This is a genomic window from Kitasatospora nipponensis (assembly GCF_039528135.1).
Lineage (GTDB): Bacteria > Actinomycetota > Actinomycetes > Streptomycetales > Streptomycetaceae > Kitasatospora > Kitasatospora nipponensis.
The window spans coordinates 1-533 of record NZ_BAAALF010001099.1 but is presented as its reverse complement, the minus strand read 5'-3'; the positions used below and the strand labels follow the sequence as shown (position 1 = coordinate 533).

The window sequence follows — 533 nt, the reverse complement described above, 5'->3', positions numbered from 1 at the left end:
GGAGTACCCGGGGCCGCCGCTGCCGGTGCCGGTGGGGTCGCCGCACTGGAGGACGAAGATCCGCTCGGTGGTGAGCCGTGGCAGGGGCAGTACGCGGGCCAGAGCTTGACGTCGCCCTGGCCGCTCAGGCTCTGCAGGCCGTCCCGGAGCAGATCACGGGAGAACACCCAGTCCGCCTCGTCCGAGCGGCCCAGGTGGAAGGTGAGCAGCACCTCGTAAGGCCGGTCCGGGTCGTACCTGAACCGGGTGCGCACCTCGCCCACCGAGTCCTCGTCGAGTGCGATCCGCAGCATCAGGATCTCCTCCACCGGCCCGGGTTCGATGTCGGGTCGGACCGCCTCGTCGCCCGTGGGGGTGGCGGCGAACGGCGGGTTCGAGGCGGCTGACAGTGGGTCGCGCGGCATGACGATCTCTCCGAGGCGGCTGGGGTTCAGCCCAGCCTGCTGCAGTGCGCCCTCCCCTGCAACGGTTGCAAAGAGGTTGCAACGCCCTCTCAACAGCCCATGCAGCACTGGGAGCTGACGGAACAGAAG

Annotated in this window: 2 pseudogenes; both read right to left on the bottom strand. The window is 69.8% G+C overall.

Annotated elements, in window-relative coordinates:
- Positions 1 to 78 (bottom strand): annotated as a pseudogene (locus tag ABD323_RS45080) (peptidylprolyl isomerase); the annotation flags it as partial.
- A gap of 71 nt (positions 79 to 149) precedes the next feature.
- A pseudogene (locus ABD323_RS45075) lies at positions 150 to 293 on the bottom strand (SsgA family sporulation/cell division regulator); the annotation flags it as partial.
- Between the last annotated feature and the right edge of the window lie 240 nt (positions 294 to 533).